This is a genomic window from Achromobacter sp. SLBN-14, assembly GCF_006715415.1.
Lineage (GTDB): Bacteria > Pseudomonadota > Gammaproteobacteria > Burkholderiales > Burkholderiaceae_B > Achromobacter > Achromobacter mucicolens.
The window spans coordinates 147,264-160,685 of sequence record NZ_VFNE01000001.1 but is presented as its reverse complement, the minus strand read 5'-3'; the positions used below and the strand labels follow the sequence as shown (position 1 = coordinate 160,685).

Annotated in this window: 10 protein-coding genes; 5 read left to right on the top strand and 5 right to left on the bottom strand. The window is 68.3% G+C overall.

Annotated elements, in window-relative coordinates:
• Window positions 1-2: 2 nt before the first annotated feature.
• A complete protein-coding gene (locus tag FBY20_RS00695; protein WP_142049333.1) occupies window positions 3-1,043 on the bottom strand; it encodes a cyclase family protein in 1,041 nt (346 codons plus the stop codon).
• A 103-nt stretch (window positions 1,044-1,146) separates the two neighbouring features.
• Between FBY20_RS00695 and FBY20_RS00690 the strand changes: the two genes are divergently transcribed.
• A complete protein-coding gene (locus FBY20_RS00690; protein WP_142049330.1) occupies window positions 1,147-2,139 on the top strand; it encodes a tripartite tricarboxylate transporter substrate binding protein in 993 nt (330 codons plus the stop codon).
• On the top strand, window positions 2,136-2,858 hold the full coding sequence (locus FBY20_RS00685; protein ID WP_142049327.1) for an SDR family NAD(P)-dependent oxidoreductase: 723 nt from the start codon (window positions 2,136-2,138) through the stop codon (window positions 2,856-2,858). The genes FBY20_RS00690 and FBY20_RS00685 overlap by 4 nt, the downstream gene beginning before the upstream one ends.
• 570 nt (window positions 2,859-3,428) lie before the next feature.
• Here the strand turns inward: FBY20_RS00685 and FBY20_RS00680 are convergent.
• Window positions 3,429-4,316 (bottom strand): GlxA family transcriptional regulator, encoded by an 888-nt coding sequence (locus tag FBY20_RS00680; protein ID WP_142055750.1) that lies wholly within the window; start codon window positions 4,314-4,316, stop codon window positions 3,429-3,431.
• A 99-nt stretch (window positions 4,317-4,415) separates the two neighbouring features.
• Here FBY20_RS00680 and FBY20_RS00675 point away from each other — a divergent pair, with 99 nt between their 5' ends.
• Window positions 4,416-5,090: a DJ-1/PfpI family protein gene (locus tag FBY20_RS00675; RefSeq protein ID WP_108007520.1), complete on the top strand. Its 675-nt coding sequence runs from the start codon at window positions 4,416-4,418 to the stop codon at window positions 5,088-5,090.
• An 11-nt stretch (window positions 5,091-5,101) separates the two neighbouring features.
• Here the strand turns inward: FBY20_RS00675 and FBY20_RS00670 are convergent, their stop codons facing one another.
• On the bottom strand, window positions 5,102-5,584 hold the full coding sequence (locus FBY20_RS00670; protein ID WP_056569934.1) for an Lrp/AsnC family transcriptional regulator: 483 nt from the start codon (window positions 5,582-5,584) through the stop codon (window positions 5,102-5,104).
• Between the two features lie 132 nt (window positions 5,585-5,716).
• Here FBY20_RS00670 and FBY20_RS00665 point away from each other — a divergent pair, with 132 nt between their 5' ends.
• On the top strand, window positions 5,717-6,349 hold the full coding sequence (locus tag FBY20_RS00665) for a LysE family translocator (protein WP_142049325.1): 633 nt from the start codon (window positions 5,717-5,719) through the stop codon (window positions 6,347-6,349).
• Window positions 6,350-6,501: 152 nt separating this feature from the next.
• On the opposite strand, the gene FBY20_RS00660 is transcribed toward FBY20_RS00665, so the two are convergent.
• The gene (locus FBY20_RS00660; RefSeq protein WP_174245380.1) at window positions 6,502-8,388 is read right to left on the bottom strand and encodes an ABC transporter ATP-binding protein; all 1,887 of its coding nucleotides are present in this window, start codon (window positions 8,386-8,388) and stop codon (window positions 6,502-6,504) included.
• A 357-nt stretch (window positions 8,389-8,745) separates the two neighbouring features.
• On the bottom strand, window positions 8,746-12,372 hold the full coding sequence (locus FBY20_RS00655) for an ABC transporter ATP-binding protein (RefSeq protein ID WP_142049319.1): 3,627 nt from the start codon (window positions 12,370-12,372) through the stop codon (window positions 8,746-8,748).
• A gap of 94 nt (window positions 12,373-12,466) precedes the next feature.
• Between FBY20_RS00655 and FBY20_RS00650 the strand changes: the two genes are divergently transcribed.
• On the top strand, window positions 12,467-13,402 hold the full coding sequence (locus tag FBY20_RS00650) for a LysR substrate-binding domain-containing protein (RefSeq protein WP_142049316.1): 936 nt from the start codon (window positions 12,467-12,469) through the stop codon (window positions 13,400-13,402).
• The last annotated feature ends 20 nt before the right edge of the window (window positions 13,403-13,422 follow it).

Genomic DNA, 13,422 nt, shown 5'->3' with positions numbered 1-13,422 from the left:
GCTTACACCGTGGCAATGGGCGTCACGGGCGAACCCACCGCGCCGGGCATGCGCAAGGGCGGGGCGGTCAGCAGGAACCGGCTGCGGCCGTGGGCGTGAAGCCAGTCGGCCAAGTCTTTCAGATACCACAGCTCGGCCAGCGGCACGCCCAGCTTGAAAAGGCAATGATGGTGCAGCGGCAGGATGGAATGGCCCGGGCCGGCGGTGCGCGCGGGATAGGCCTCCACGGCATAGTTGTCGGCGCAGATCGCCGCAATGCCGGACTGCGTGATCCAGTCGAGCAGGGCGGGGTCGGCCCCGTCCAGCACCGCGCCGGTTTCCTCAAGCTTGTGCGGATCGGGCTGGCCGTTCATGGCCACGATGGCTTCCGCGAATCCGGTCCGAAGCACCAGCATGTCGCCGGCCTCGGGCACGGCGTCCTGCTCGCGCATGGCGGCCTGGAGCTGGTCATGGCCGACGAGGGTGCGGCCGGGGCCGAACGCGCGCGCCAGATCGACCAGCACGCCGCGCCCCTGCATGCCTTTTTCGGCGTAGCGGCTGACGCTGAGTTTGCGCGCAAAGGAGCCGCCCGGCGGGCAGCAGGGGGCTTGCGCGTTGTCGGGATCCGCGCCGCCAAACACGTCCACGCCGGCTGCGTAGCCGTTGTAGTAGACGCGGCGCGCCTGGCCGTCTCCCTGGATGTCGAACATCGCGCCCACGTGGCACAGGCCGTCCCATTGCGTGGAGTACTGCATGGACAGGGTGACCTGATCGTCCGACAGCACGTCGACCGCCTCGGGCTGCACCTGCGACATGGCGAAGTTCAAATAAGGCGTGCCCTCGCGGAAGGTGGGCTTGAGCGTGGGCGCGTGGCGGCGGGGATTGAGCACGTTGCCGCCGGGCAGATCCAGCGGCAGCGACAGGCAGAAGACCTTGCCGGCTTGCACTTCGCGCACCGCCTGCAGCACCTTTTCCTCGGTCAGGAGGTTCAGGCGGCCCAGTTCGTCGTCGGGGCCGAAGTCGCCCCAGGTGGAACCTTCGGGGCGTTGCGTCCAGCGTTTCATCTGCTTGTCTCCTGTCGGTTTTCTATGTTCTTATGAATATAGTACGTATTTACGTACTTTAAAAAGAAATCCGCAATCAGCGGGTTCGAAAGGAGACGAGACCATGACGCATTTGCCGCAGCCGCGCGCCGGATGGCGCATTGCCCTTGCCGCGCTGGCCGTTCTGGCGCTACCCGCAGCCCACGCAGCGGGCTATCCCGAGCATCCCGTGACCGTCGTCGTGCCGTATCCGCCTGGAGGCGGCGCAGACATCTTTGGCCGCGCCATCGCCAACGCGCTGCAGCCCGGCCTGAAGCAGACGGTGCTGGTCGAAAACAAGCCGGGGGCGGGCGGCAATATCGGCATGGCGTACGTGGCCCGAGCCAAGCCGGACGGCTACACGCTGGGGCTGGGCACGATCGGCACGCAGACGATCAATCAGTTTCTCTACGGCAACATGCCGTTCGACCCCGAACGCGACCTGGTGCCGATCGCGCTGGTGTCGACCACGCCGAACGTCATCGCGGTGAGCGCCAAGTCGCCGTACAAGACGGTGGCGGACGTGATCCGGGCCGCCAAGCAGTCGCCGGACAAGAAGCTGACGTACGCATCGCCGGGCATCGGCTCGTCCGTGCACCTGACGGGCGCGTACTTCGAGGCCATGGCCGGGGTGACGATGCTGCACGTGCCGTTCAAGGGCACGTCGGCGTCGCTGCCCGCGGTGGCGGGCGGGCAGGTGGACCTGCTATTTGACAACCTGCCGGGTGCGCTGGCGCAGATCAAGGACGGCAATCTGGTGCGTGGGGTGGCCGTGACCTCGGCCGCGCGGGATCCGTCGGTACCGGACTTGCCCACTGTTGCCGAATCCGGGCTGCCTGGTTTTGACGTGACGGCGTGGTTCGCGCTGTACGCCCCGCGCAATACGCCCCAGCCGGTCGTCGACCAACTGATCGCCGCCGCGCGCAGCGGGTTGCAGACGCCGGCCATCGCGGCCAACTTCGCCACCATGGGCGCCAAGCCGGGGACGCTGTTCGGGACGGACCTTGCCGCGTTCGAAGCCGCCGAACGCAAGAAGTGGGGCGGACTCATCAAAGACCAGGGAATCAAGGCGCAATGAATCCACGCATCGCTCTCGTCACCGGCGCCAGCCGGGGAATCGGCCGCGCCATTGTGGCGCGCCTGATCGAAGACGGCTTTCAGGTCGTCAATTTCAGCCGCACCTCGCCCGAGACGCTGTTGCAGGGGGAAACGTTCCGGTCGGTGGACCTGTGCGACGCGGCCGCAATCATCGCCGCCGCCCGCGAGCTTGCGGCGCAGCAGCCGGTGCTGAACCTGGTCAACAACGCGGGCATGATCCAGGTCGCCAACATCGAGGACATCACGCAAGAGGAACTGGCGCGCACGATGGCGCTGAACCTGACCGCGCCGATCCTGCTGATGCAGGCGCTGCTGCCAGGGATGCGGCAGGCGAAGTATGGGCGCGTGGTGAACATCGGCAGCCGGGCGGCGCTGGGCAAGGGCGGGCGGTCGGTGTACGGGGCGTCGAAGGCCGGGCTGGCGGGCATGACACGGACCTGGGCGCTGGAGCTGGCGGGCGATGGCATCACGGTGAACACCGTGGCGCCGGGGCCCGTGGCGACCGAGCTGTTCAATCAATCCAATCCGCCGGGTGCGCCGAAGACGCTGGCGCTGGAGGCGGCGATTCCCGTGGGGCGGGTCGGCCAGCCGGATGAGGTGGCGCATACCGTGTCGATGTTCCTGGATCGGCGTGCTGGGTTTGTGACGGGGCAGGTGCTTTATGTTTGTGGGGGGATGTCGGTGGGGTTGGTGGGATAGGTTGGAGTGCTGTTGCTGGTAAAGGATTGGGTTCTTGAGACGCCCGGTGCGGCGTGGGCCTGGGGCGGGCGGGGCTCCGATTGCGGTCCGGAGCCTTCGCTCCGGACTGCCCCGCGCTCAACCTCGTACGCCTTCGGCTCCCTTCGGTTTCCGCCGGGCGCATCTAAACGCCCCGCCCACCCCAGGCCCACGCCACACCGGGCTCTATGGTTGAATCTTTTCGGGCGGCGGGGGGAGTTGGGTTCTTGAGGTTCTTGCACCCAGTTGGGTGGGAGAGAATGATCTTGCGGGGGCCCGCCCCCGGGCGGCCGCGCGGGCGGCCTTCGTGGGCTTACGCGGTGTCTTGCGTCGTCGCGATGGCGCTGCGCGTGTGGCTGCTTCTGCTCCTGGTGTTTGACACTCTGTCCTAGGTGTCTGACACCCTGGTGAGATTCGCTTCATACCAAGTTCATCTACCAAGGGTGTCAGACACCGGCAGCGGCGGACGATCGGCGGCCGCGCAGATGTGCTGCCCCGACCACGGGGACCGCAACGTCGGGCGGCCTACGACGATCTCACGCTACCTAGCCGTTACTGCCGGGGGCGCTTGTGCACCGGGCCCACGTGTTGCTCGACGGCCTTCCTTGTCATCTTGCCGGCGCTCTCAAGGGCGCCGGCGCGTTCCTCGCGCAGGCGCCGCAGGACTTCGGTGGGTGCGACGCCGAAGTGGGCCGCGAACTTGCGCTGGAAGGTGCGGCGCGACATCTGGCAGGCGTCTGCCATGTCGTCCACCGACCAGCGGGCCGATAGCCTCGCTTCCATTTTTTCGATTAGTTCGCGAAACGGCGCGGCCACGCGGTCTTGCAGCCGCAGCGTCTGGCTGTATTGGCGCTGGTCGCCGTTGCGGCGCATGAAGACGACGAGGCGGCGCGCGACCTGTTGGGACAGCGCGGCGCCGAAGTCGCGCTCGATGAGCGCCAGCGCGAGGTCGATGCCGGCCGTGACGCCGGCTGACGTCCAGTATTTGCCGCTTTCGATGAAGATGCGGTCGTCGTCGACGCGCAGGCCGGGGTAAAGCTGGCGTAGCCGGTCGGCCGAGCGCCAGTGTGTGGTGACCGCGCGGCCGTCCAGCAATCCGGCCGCCGCTAGTACGAACGCGCCGGTGCAGACGCTGCTGGTGCGGCGCGTGCCGGCGTCGCGCCGCCGCAGCCAGGCGCGTGTTTCGCCGTGCGCCGCGGCCCGGTCGACGCCGGGGCCGCCGGGCACGAGCAGCATGTCGATGGGCGCATCGCCGTCGGCCTCGAAGGTGCCGTCGACCTGCATGCGCAGCCCCTGTTCCCACGTGGCGACGATTGGCGTCGCCGCGATGGTGTGCAGGGCGTACAGCGGGCGGCCGGCCTCTTCGTTGGCCGAGCTGAAGGCCTGCCACGGTCCGGCCAGGTCCAGCGGCTGGAAACCGTCGTACAGCACGAACATCACGCGTTGTGGCGCGATTGGCGCATTTGGCGCGCATTCTGGCGCGCCGTGCGTGGCGCGTTCGCCTATGCTGGGTTCTGGCGTTTCCATGGGAGCATCGTCATGAAGGTGAATATCGTCTTGTTTGAAGGGCTGACCCAGCTCGATATGACCGGGCCTTACGAAGTGCTGGCGAACGCGCCGGGATTTACGGTGGATTTTGTCGCAAAAACGATGGAACCGGTGCGTTGCGACCGGGGATTGTGCTTCGTGCCCACGCAGACGATCGCGTCGGCGCAGCCTTGCGATTTGCTGGTGGTGCCGGGCGGGCCGGGCACGGATGACGCCATCGTCGACCCGGATTGGGTGGATTTCACACGCCGGCAAGGGCAGGGGGCCAAGTACCTGTTCGGCATCTGCACGGGTTCCCTGCTGCTGGGCGCGGCCGGGTTGCTGCGGGGCAAGCGGGCGTCCAGTCACTGGCGCGCGCGGGAACTGCTGTCCCGTTTCGGGGCCACGCCGAGCGACGAGCGCCTGTGCGTGGATGGCAACGTGTTCACCGCGGGCGGCGTGACGTCGGGGATCGACATGGGGTTGAAGGTGGTGGCGGCGCTCTGCGGCGAGGACGTCGCCAAGCTGATCCAGTTGCAGATCGAGTACGACCCGAAGCCGCCGTTCCCGGGCGGCACGCCGAAGACGTCGGACCCGGCGATCGTGGAACGCTATCTGGCGATGTCGCAGGCGCGTTTCGAGCGGCGGCGCGCGGCGGTGGACCGGGCGGCGGCGGCCATGCCGTGAGGTGACGAGCCTTATCGGCCCAGATGATCCAGCGGCAGGGGACTTTGCGGCTTAACCGTCTGGATCGCGAAGTTGCTGCGAATATCTTTGACGCCTGGCAGTTTCAGCAGGGTATGCAGCAGGAAATGCTCATACCCGCGCAGATCGGGCACCACGACCTGCAACAGAAAGTCGGATTCGCCGGACACGAGGTGCGCGGCGATCACCTCCGGTAGCGCGCTGACCTCGTTGCGGAACATCTCGGCGTCCCGTTCGTGGTGGCGCTCGACCTTCACACCCACGAACACCGTTAATCCCAGCCCGACCTCGTGCGGATCCAGGCGCGCTTCGTAGCCCTGGATGACGCCGGCTTCCTCCATCATCCGCACGCGGCGCAGGCAGGGCGACGGAGACAGACCGATCTGGTCCGCGAGCTCCACGTTGGTGAGCCGGCCGTTCTTCTGCAATGCCTCCAGAATGCGGCGGTCGTAGGCGTCAAGTTGGCGTTTTGGCATGAATATATGGAATTGGAGCTTTGATTGGCGTGTTGTGCCAGGAATGGTATCAAGGTTGGCAAGAATGGCATGCACATGCCAGCCCCTTTTTTCTAGAATCTCGCCATTGAAAACTTGTGATGGAGCGCGCTCATGGCCGATTTGGCGTTGTTTCTTGGGGCCCTGCTGATCGTGTACGTGGTGCCCGGGCCGGACATGATCCTGCTGTTGGAAACCGGTCTGCTGCGCGGCCGCGGGCAGGCACTGGCGGTGGCGGCGGGCTTGGCGATCGCACGTGCGGCGCACGTGACGCTGGCTGCTCTGGGTTTGGCGGCCTTGTTCAAGACCCACCCGTGGGCGTTCGACGCGGCGCGCACGGTAGGCGGTTGCTATCTGGTGTGGCTGGGGATCCGTCTGCTGCGCGCGCCGCTGGCGATTCCGTCCTTGAACGGCGAGGTCGCGCCGCGGCATGCGGGCTGGGGACCCGCGCTGATGAGCGGGGTGCTCACCAACGTGCTCAACCCCAAGGCGCTGCTGTTCTGCTCGGTGCTCCTGCCGCAGTTTGTGTCCCCCGAGCGCGGCCCGATCGGCCAGCAGTTCGCCGTGCTGGGCGTCATCCTCGTCGGTTTGGGCCTGACGTTCGACGTGCTGTGCGCGCTGGCTGGCGGCGCGGTAGGCCGCTGGATGTCGGCAAGTCCGCGTGCGCAGAAGATTCAGGGCCTGGTCTTCGGCACCGCGCTGATCGGCTTCGGCCTGCGCCTGACATTCGTCAACCGCCCGGGCTGACGGGCGCGGCAACTTGCCAGGGGTATGACACCTGGGGGGGAGGGGATCCGCAGTTGCCAGGTGTCAGACACCAGCCCAATGCGGTGAACCGCCAACAAGAAAGGCCCGGCGCGCAATTGCGCCGGGCCCGGTTGCTTCGCGCCGCGCCTGCATCACTTCCCGAAGGCGAACGAGGCAGCGTCCACGTCGTCCGCCTGCGCGGGCGGCGGGACGGCGCCGTCTTCCAGGAGTTCGGCTGGGTCCAGCCCATTGGTCAGCTCCAGCGCCTGGCGCTCGAAAAGCCGCCGGTACAGGCCGCCCTTCAGACGGATCAGCGCGTCATGGCTGCCTTCCTCGATCACGCGGCCATGGTCCATGACCAAGAGGCGGTCCAGCGCGCGGACCGTCGACAGGCGGTGCGCCACGACCAGCGTCGTGCGGCCTTCCATCAGGCGGTCCATCGCGCGCTGGATCAGCACCTCGCTTTCGCTGTCCAGGCTGGACGTGGCTTCGTCCAGGATCAGGATGGGCGCGTCGGCCAGGAATGCGCGCGCAATGGCCACGCGCTGGCGTTCGCCGCCGGATAGCTTGACGCCGCGTTCGCCCACCAGCGTGTCGTAGCCCTTGGGCAGCGCCATGATGAAGTCATGCGCGCTGGCCAGCCGGGCCGCCTGTTCGATGTCGGCCTGCGACGCACCGGGCCGCGCGTAGGCGATGTTCTCCGCCAGCGTCCGGTGAAACAGGACGGGCTCCTGCTGCACGATGGCGATCTGGCTGCGCAGCGACGCCTGCTTTACCTGGGCGATGTCCTGCCCGTCGATGGTGATGCGCCCGCCATTCACGTCATACAGGCGCTGGATCAGCTTGATGAACGTTGTCTTGCCGGAACCCGAGTGGCCGACCAGGCCCACACGTTCGCCCGGCGCGATCCGCACCGAGAACCGGTCGTACAGCGCGGTGTGGTGCGACCCGTAGCGGAACGTCACGTCCTCGAAGCGGATCTCGCCCGCCGTCACGGCGATGGCGCCCGCGCCCGGCCGGTCTTCCACGCCAAGGGGCTGCTTTTCCAGCGACACCAGTTCCTCCATGTCGTTGACGGACCGCTGCAGGTTGCGGATGTGCATGCCGACGTCGCGCAGGTAGCCCTGCAGGACGAAGAACATGGTCAGCGTGAACGTGATGTCGCCCACGCTGGCCTGGTTGCGCGACCACAGCAGCAGCGACGCGCCCAGGATGGACGCCTGCATGGCCACCAGCATCGCGCCCTGGATGCCGCCGTTGAACGTGGCGCGGATCCAGGTGCGGCGCGTGCGCCGGCGCCACTTGTCGATGACCCGGTCAAGGCGCGCTTCCTCACGCGTCTCCGCGCCAAAGGCCTTGACCACGGCGTTGCAGCTGACGGCGTCGGCCAGCGCGCCGCCCATGCGCGTGTCCCAGGCGTTGCCCAGGCGCGCGGCGGGCGCCACATAGGCCAGCGACAGCGTGGCGGTGACGGCGATGTACAACACCGAGCCCAGGCCCACCACCAGCCCCATCAGCGGCCAGTGCGCGCCCAAGAGGGCGGTGGCGCCCACCAGCATGACGACCGACGGCAGCAGCGCCACCAGCAGCGTGTCGTTCAAGAGGTCCACCGCCCACATGCCGCGCGTGATCTTGCGCACCGTCGAGCCGGCGAAGCTGTTGGCATGCCAGTCGGTGGAAAACCGCTGCACGCGGTAGAACGCGTTGGAGGCGATGCCGTTCATCATCTTCAGCGTGAAGGTGATGATGTTCTGGAAGACGGCCTGGCGCAGCAGCGTGCCGCCCACGCCCAGCGCGACCAGCAGCCAGAAGGCCATGATGGCGGCATTCCAGGCAAGCTGGTCGCCGGCCGCGCCCGACGCCACTGCGTCGACCAGACGGCCGGCGTACATTGGCGTCAGCACGTCGGCCACGGCGGACAGCAGGGCCAGCGCCACGATGACCACGATGCGCAAGGGTTGCCGGCCCCAATAACGGAAGGTAAAGCCCAGGACATCCTTGAAGGCCTGTCCTCGAAAGTCGATTTTTTTTCTAGCCATTGCCATGGTCTGGCGGGACGAACGCGCCAGGTTCCTTGTAAGGAAAGAGGGAAAAACACGCCGGGCGCCTATTGGGCGCTGGCCACTGCGTTCAAGGGTTCAGATGGGCACGGCGGACCGGTCGCCAGATACGAAACTGGCGACGGGGCCGCGCGGGCGACGACTTAATGGCGTCGCGGGGACACGCGCGGGACGGCGTTCGGCATGGGGTACATCATGCAGCCTCCCTGTCGGTGGGTGAGGGGGAAAAAAAGAATGGGCAACGGCCCGAATTGCCGATTCTATCGAAGTGATGTAGGCGAATCAACGGGCCGTGCCGGGGGACGGAATGGGCTGTCGGTTTTTATCAACGCGGCGCTAGCCGGCCTGCGATGCCGCGGCGGCATAGCCGCCCTGATGGCTTGCCAGCCGCGCATACACGCCTTGCTTGCGCAGCAACTGGTCATGCGTGCCGGACTCGGCCAGCGTGCCGCGGTCCAGCACCAGGATCAGATCGGCGTCGCGGATGGTGGACAGGCGATGCGCAATCACAAGCGTGGTGCGGTGGCGCATCAGCACGTCCAGTGCGCCGCGCACCTGCATTTCCGATAGCGTGTCCAGGTGCGAGGTGGCCTCGTCCAGAATCAGCACCGGCGCGTTTTTCAGGAAGGCGCGGGCGATCGAGATGCGTTGGCGCTGGCCGCCCGACAACTGCATGCCGCGTTCGCCCACGCGCGTGGCCAGGCCCTCGGGCAGGCGCTTGACGAAGTCGCCCAGCGCCGCCTGTTCCAGCGCGCGCATCAGGTCTTCGCGGCTGGCCTCGGGGCGGGCCAGCCGGATGTTTCCTTCCAGCGTGTCGTTGAACAGGTAGGTGTCCTGCGTCACCAGCGCCACGCGCTCGCGCAGGCCGTCGAGCCTGAGCTGGCGCACGTCCACGCCGTCCAGCTTGACCGCGCCTTCGCGCGGGTCCCAGAAGCGCAACAGCAGACTGGCCACCGTGCTCTTGCCGGCGCCCGAGGCGCCCACGATCGCCACGGTGGCGCCGGCCGGCACGGTGAAGCTGAGGTCGTGCAGGGTGTCCTGGCGCTTGCCGGGATAGGCAAAACTGACGCGATCGAAGGCGAGCGACAGGCCGTGGGCCGCCACCGGCGCGGGCAGGGGGCCGTCCACGACCGGTTCGGGTTCGTTGGCGACCACGTGCAGGCGGCGCGTGGCTGCGATGGTGTCGGCCAGTTGCCGGCTGACCTGCGAGATCTCCGACACCGGCAGGAACGTGGCCAGCGCAATCAGCACCAGCAGGGGCAGCATGCCGGCGGACAGCGTGCCCGCCTGCACCTGCAACGCGCCCACGACCGCCACGGCAAGGCCGCCCAGGCCCATCGCGGTTTCGAACCAGGCGGTCTGGCGCGACAGGTCGCGCAGAATGGCAAGACGACGCGCGCGGTAATGGTCGGCTACCTTCAGGAACTGGTCGCGGCGCCGGCCGGTGGCCTGAAAGGCGGTCAGGTCCGCCAGGCCCTGGATGGTGTCGGTGGTGTGGGCGCTCATTTCGCCCAATGCCTGGCGCGCCTTGTCGCCCAGGGCGTCCACGCGCTGGCGGCCGCGCACCGGCGACAGCAGCGCGTACGCCAGGAAGGGCAGCAGCGCCAGCGCGACCGGCCAGCTGTAGAAGCCCAGAAAGCCCAGCACGGACAGTGGCACCAGCACCGACACGATGGCCGGCGCGATGGTGTGCGCGTAGAAATATTCCACCATCTCCACGTCTTGGGTGGCCAGCGCCACCAGGTCGCCGGAGCGGCGCTGCAGCAGATAGGCGGGCGCCAGCCGTTCGAGTTTGTCGTAGAGCTTGACGCGCATGTCGGCAAGCAGCTGATAGGCCATCGCGTGCGCCAGCCACGATTCAAGCCAGTGGAAAAGGGCGGCCAGCGGCGCGGCGATCAAGAGGCCAGCGACCAGCGCGCCGGTCTCGCGGCCATCGCGGATGGCGGCCACGATGAGGGCGCTGAACACGCCCACGCCGATGAAGGCGGCCACGCGCGCCACGCCCAGCAGGATGGTCGCAATCAGCGTGCCGCGCCACGGCCGCACCACCGACAGCAGCGTGCCCAGCGTGGCGCGCCAGCCGACCTGTTCGGCGTCGGCGTCCAGCGGGCGCAGGGCGGGGCCCTGGCCGTTGTCGTTGTCTGGCACAGCCGCCCGCGCCGTGTCGGGCCGCGCGGCAACCGGTGAGCCCGCGGCGGGATTCCGATGCGCGGCGGCCTGTTCGTGCATCAGCCGGTGGTACAGCCCGCCTTGGCGCATCAGTGCGGCATGGGGGCCCGATTCCGCCACGCGGCCCTGGTCCAGGACCAGGATGCGGTCGGCGCCGATCACGCTGGCCAGGCGGTGGGCCAGGATGAGCGTCGTGCGGCCGGCCATCAGACGGTCAAGCGCCTGCTGGATCAGCGCCTCGTTCTCGGTGTCCACCGACGACAGCGCCTCGTCCAGGATCAGGATGGGCGCATCGCGCAGCAAGGCCCGGGCGATCGCCACGCGCTGGCGCTGGCCGCCCGACAACTGCAGGCCGCGTTCGCCGATGCGCGTGGCGTAGCCGTCGGGCAGCGCCATGATGAAGTCGTCGATGTTGGCGGCGCGCGCAGCCGCGCGCACTTCGTCCTGGGTGGCGTCTGGGCGGCCCAGCCGCAGGTTGTCGTCGATGGTGCCGTGAAACAGCGTGATGTCCTGGCTGACCAGCGCAAAGTGCGACAGCAGGAACTGCGTGTCCAGCGTGTTGATGTCGTGTCCGCCGATCCGCACCACGCCACCTTGCGGCACGCATTCGCGCAGCAGCAGCCGCACGATGGTGGACTTGCCCGCGCCGCTGGGGCCGACCACGCCAACGCGTTCGCCCGCCGCGATGCGAAATGCCAGGCCCTGGTGGGCAGCGCGTTCGGGCGTATACGAAAACGCCACGTCGTCGAATTCGATGGTGGGCGCCAGGCGGGCGGCGTCCGTTTGCACGGCACCCGCTCGCACGGTGCCCGCTTGCCCGGCGGTGTCCGGGGCGGGCGTCAGCGGCTGCGCGTCCATCAGCGCGTGGATGCTGGCGGCGGCCGACTGGCCCAGCATGCCCCGGTGCAGCACCGCGCGCAGGTCGCGCAGCGGCCGGAAGATCTCGGTGCCCGCCATCAGCACGATCAACAGCGCCTCGACGCTCATGTCGCCAGCGGCGACGCGCCATGCGCCCAGCGTCAGCGCCAGCGCGGCGCCCAGCGCCACGCCCAGGTCGTTGATGCCGCGCGTCAGCAGGCTGACGGACAGCACCCAGAAGGTGTTGTCCGACAGGCTGCGCGCGCGGGCGGCCAGCCGTTCGCCCCAGGCCTTGCCCTGGCCATACGACTTGAGCGTGGGCAGGCCCTGCACGGCGTCCAGGAATTCTTCGCCAAACTCGTTCAGCGACCGGCTGCGCGCCAGGCTGGCGCGCCGGTCCAGCATGTGCACCGCCATCGGCCCGAACAGCGCGAACAGCGCCGCGGCCAGGAACACCAGGGCGGTCGGCACGTCCCAGAATGCAATGACGGCAAAGATCGCGAACGGCGCGGCCACGGCGATGGCGACCTGCGGCAGGTACTGTCCGAAGAACGTCTGCAACTGTTCGACGCCGTCCACCACGGTGAGCATGACGCCGCCGGTGCGCTGGTTGGCAAACCACGCTGGCCCCAGCGCGACGATGCGATCGTACAGGCGCGCGCGCAGCGTGTGCTGGATGGCGGCCGACGTGCGGTTGGCCTGCACCGTGCGCCAGTCGTCCAGGAACGCGCGCAGCAGCACCATGGCCGCCACGCATAGCGCGGGCGCCGCCCAGTCCTGCCACGGCGCACCGTCGAACACGCGGGCCAGCAACTGGCCCAGGAACACGTAGCGTGCAATCCCGGCTGCCAGGGCCAGCAGGCCCAGAAAGATGCCGCCCGCCATGCCGGCGCGCAGACCCTCGGTCAGGCGCCACAGCCTCGAATCGAAATACATAGCCATTACTCCATCCAGAGCCTGCATGGTCCCCGATCCGGCCAGCATGCGAAAGCGATGAATTTTCAATCAAGGGTTGAGATAAACTCAACCGATGTCCGACGCCTCCACCCGCACCCCCCCGCTGGCCGCCTTGCGCGCCTTCGAAGCCGTGGCCCGTCTGGGCAGCCTGAGCCGCGCCGCCGCAGAGCTGAACGTCACGAAAAGCGCCGTCAGCCATCAGTTGCGGGCGCTTGAGGCCGATCTGGGGGCGCCGCTGCTGCGCCGGGGCGGCACCGTGCGGCGCGCAGAGACCACGGAAGCGGGCGCCGCCCTGCTGGCATCCGTACAACAGGCCTTGACCCTATTGGAGACGGCCTGCCGCAATGTCCGGGCCAGCGCCCGCGGCAAGCGGCGCTATACGTTGAACGTGTCCGCCAACCCCTCGCTGGCCGCGCTGTGGCTGGCGCCGCGCATCGGGCGGTTCATCGAGCTGCATCCGGATATCGACATCCAGGTGTATCTGCACGCCAGCCAGGATCCGGCCTGGAAAACCCAGGACATCGATCTGGCCTTCCTGCACGTGCGGGCGATGGGACCGCACATTGCCGCGCCGGGCGACATCCCGCTCATGACCGAAACCGTGGTGCCGGTGTGCAGCCCGGCGCTGGTGCCCGAGGCCGAGCGCAACGATCCGGGCGTGTTCCTGCGTCATCGCTGGCTGGAGGAAAAGCACATCGACAGCCCCGAGACCGACTGGCGAACGTGGCGTCCCAGGCTGGGTCTGGCCCCGGACGACTGGCAGGACCCGATGGTGCTGAGCGGCCTGAGCACCGTGGTGGCCGCCGCGGCGGCGGGCGTCGGCATCGCGCTGGGCCGCGCGCCGCTCATCGACGAAGACCTGGCGAGCGGCCGGCTGGTGCCGTTGGCGCCCCACCTGCGCATGGCGGGTTCGTGGAGCTATGTGATGCGCATCCACGCCAACCGGCCGATGGATCCTTCGTTGCCGGCGCTGGTGGAGTTCCTGGCCGAGGAAGGCCGCCGCGCGTAGCAGGGCGTGGGGAAGGGCGG

Bases quoted from the DNA above. Each gene is read 5' to 3' on its own strand.
- FBY20_RS00695 (WP_142049333.1), bottom strand. From the start codon at position 1,043: ATGAAACGCTGGACGCAACGCCCCGAAGGTTCCACCTGGGGCGACTTC.
- FBY20_RS00690 (WP_142049330.1), top strand. From the start codon at position 1,147: ATGACGCATTTGCCGCAGCCGCGCGCCGGATGGCGCATTGCCCTTGCC.
- FBY20_RS00685 (WP_142049327.1), top strand. From the start codon at position 2,136: ATGAATCCACGCATCGCTCTCGTCACCGGCGCCAGCCGGGGAATCGGC.
- FBY20_RS00675 (WP_108007520.1), top strand. From the start codon at position 4,416: ATGAAGGTGAATATCGTCTTGTTTGAAGGGCTGACCCAGCTCGATATG.
- FBY20_RS00670 (WP_056569934.1), bottom strand. From the start codon at position 5,584: ATGCCAAAACGCCAACTTGACGCCTACGACCGCCGCATTCTGGAGGCA.
- FBY20_RS00665 (WP_142049325.1), top strand. From the start codon at position 5,717: ATGGCCGATTTGGCGTTGTTTCTTGGGGCCCTGCTGATCGTGTACGTG.
- FBY20_RS00660 (WP_174245380.1), bottom strand. From the start codon at position 8,388: ATGGCTAGAAAAAAAATCGACTTTCGAGGACAGGCCTTCAAGGATGTC.
- FBY20_RS00655 (WP_142049319.1), bottom strand. From the start codon at position 12,372: ATGTATTTCGATTCGAGGCTGTGGCGCCTGACCGAGGGTCTGCGCGCC.
- FBY20_RS00650 (WP_142049316.1), top strand. From the start codon at position 12,467: ATGTCCGACGCCTCCACCCGCACCCCCCCGCTGGCCGCCTTGCGCGCC.